Raw genomic sequence first — 2,847 nt, forward strand, 5'->3', positions numbered from 1 at the left:
ATTATCTCGGTCATGCGATTGATAGTAGCGCAACAGGTCATTATTTTCGTTATCGATTGATTGATGAGCATGGCAATTATTTAGAAAACAGGGGAATATTGATTACACAATTTGGTGAGTTGCCAATTAAGGTCGAAATGAGTAGAAATACTCAAGGATGACTAACAAGGTTAACAAAACTACTTTATAGTAGTCAACCCTGAACCTTGATAACTCAATAAACGTAGAGGTGAGAATAAGATTACATCAACTTCAAGCCCTCTCCCTATGGTGTGTAGGTGAAAGCATATTCCCCAGAGTAGCGATTGGTCTTCAATCTCTGAAGCGGGAATAAACGGGGTTAACACTGCTAGTCTAAAAATGGTGTGCCTCTAGCAAGAATCTATGGATAGCGCAAGCAAAGTGTCACATAAAACATCGTTATCCCGAAACAGCTAAATAGACTGATAAGCTGTAGCCAAAAGGCAAAAGGTCGAACAAATGGATTCTTTAAGATGCCTAAGAATCCCACACTATTTAGACCTCGATGTATAGACATCCCAAAGTATCGTTACTGCTAAATAGCCAAATAGACTGACAGGCTATAACCAAAAAGGTAATAGTTCAAATAGAATACATTGGAATTTAATCCTCAATGTACACACCTTTCTGAACTCGGTACAAAGGAAAACATCCTAACGATTCATACCAACGGTTATTGGGAACGAAGTAACTAGCTCAGATACTCTGTTACAAGGTCGAAAGGTAACAGTAGTCAACCAAGACGCAAAATCTATCAATTGGTAGGTACTGAGGCACGAAAGATTGTCTAAGAAGCCAAAGCTTAGGATAATGCCTAAGATATGCAGACGTAGACACTGTTTTTAGGAAGATAGAAAACAATTAGGGGTATATATGCCTAATACAGATTCAAAACCGAATACTGTGGGATGGAGTCAGATTAAATGGCGTAAAGTCATGAAAGCTGTCTTTAAGCTTCAAAAGAGAATCTATCAAGCCAGTCAAAACGGTGACAAACGTAAAGTTCGCAAACTTCAGAAAACCTTACTAAGGTCATATTATGCAAAGCTACTAGCAGTCAGAAAGGTATCTCAAGATAATCAAGGAAAAATCACAGCAGGAGTAGATGGAGTAAAATCCCTATCACCTAAACAACGATTTGAACTCGTCGGTCAATTGAAACTGAAGGATAAAGCCAAACCCGTCAGACGAGTCTGGATACCAAAAGCCAACGGAGAAAAAAGACCTCTTGGAATACCAACAATGTACGATAGAGCAATGCAAGCCCTTGTCAAGGCAGCATTGGAACCCGAATGGGAAGCCCGATTTGAAGGTAACTCATATGGTTTCCGCCCTGGAAGAGGTTGTCACGACGCAATCGAAGCAATCTTTCGCCAAATCAGATACAAGTCTAAATTTGTACTTGATGCGGATATTCAAAAATGCTTTGACCAAATAAACCAAGAAGCCTTAATCAAGAAGCTTAACACCTTCCCTAGCGTAAACAGACAAATCAAAGCTTGGTTAAAAGCGGGGGTTCTCATGAATGGAGAACTATTCCCCACTGAAACTGGAACACCCCAAGGAGGAGTTATTAGCCCACTACTGGCAAATATCGCCTTACATGGAATGGAAATGCTTATCACAAGCAAAATCAAAGGTGCATCACTAATCAGATACGCCGATGACTTAGTAGTTCTCCATGAAAACCTTGAAAAGGTAATAAAAGCCAAAGAAATTCTTGAAGAATGGCTCAAAGGAATGGGTTTGGAATTGAAACCAAGTAAAACCCGAATCGTACACACCTTACTTGAACATGAAAATCAGAAAGCAGGATTTGACTTTCTGGGATTCAATATAAGGCAATATCCTGTAGGAAAATACCAATCAGGAAGGAATACTAACGGGGAAATACTTGGATTTAAAACTCTAATCAAACCAAGTAAGGAAAAGGTTCTCATACACTATAGAAAACTAGCCGAACAAATAGATAGAGATAATGCCTCACCACAGGCAGCACTAATCAAGCATCTTAACCCTATGGTTAGAGGATGGTCTAACTATTATCGGTCAGTCTGTAGCAAAGAAACCTACAGCAAACTGAGTCACTTACTATTCCAAAAGCTTCAAAGATGGGCATATCGTCGTCATCCAAATAAATCCAAAACGTGGGTCAGTAACAAATATTGGCATCACATAGGGCAAAACACATGGACTTTTGCACAAAAGATAAGTAAAGAGGATAAATACATCAAACTGTATACACATCTTGAAACTGCCATTATCAGGCATATCAAAGTCAAAGGAACCAAAAGCCCATACGATGGAGACTCGACCTATTGGGGTACTAGAATGGGGAAACACCCAGACCTAACACCAAGAATTGCCCAACTTTTGAAACAACAGAAAGGAAAATGTAAGATATGTGGATTTTACTTTGATGATGAGAGTGTTATAGAAATCGACCATATTCTTCCCAAATCTCTTGGAGGAAAAGACACCTATGACAATCTTCAATTATTACATCGCCATTGTCACCATACAAAAACTACCAGCGATGGTAGTCGCACTGGTACTCATGAGAGCCTAAAAGGAGAGGAGCCGTATGAGGTGAAAGTCTCACGTACGGTTCTGAAGACGAGTCGGCGTGGTGACACGTCGGCTTAGTTTTTAAAATGGGCTAATCACTCTAACGACATCAATTCACTCATTTTCCTACAAATGTTCCTCAGCAAATTTAACATTTAGAAAGGATTTCCCAAAACATCAGCCAAGGATATTTTCAGGATGTAGATTATTAATAGTGCTAACAAAATGGTTAAAAATTTTATGGTAAATGTAGTTGTT

Annotated in this window: 1 protein-coding gene; it reads left to right on the forward strand. The window is 39.1% G+C overall.

Features of this window, described 5'->3' with window-relative positions; all coding sequences use genetic code 11:
- The first annotated feature begins 894 nt into the window (after positions 1-894).
- Positions 895-2,667, forward strand: a complete 1,773-nt coding sequence (ltrA, locus tag CFPU101_RS25115; RefSeq protein ID WP_206818604.1) for a group II intron reverse transcriptase/maturase — start codon at positions 895-897, stop codon at positions 2,665-2,667.
- Positions 2,668-2,847: the final 180 nt, after the last annotated feature.

The organism is Chroococcus sp. FPU101, from assembly GCF_017312365.1.
GTDB lineage: Bacteria > Cyanobacteriota > Cyanobacteriia > Cyanobacteriales > Microcystaceae > Chroococcus.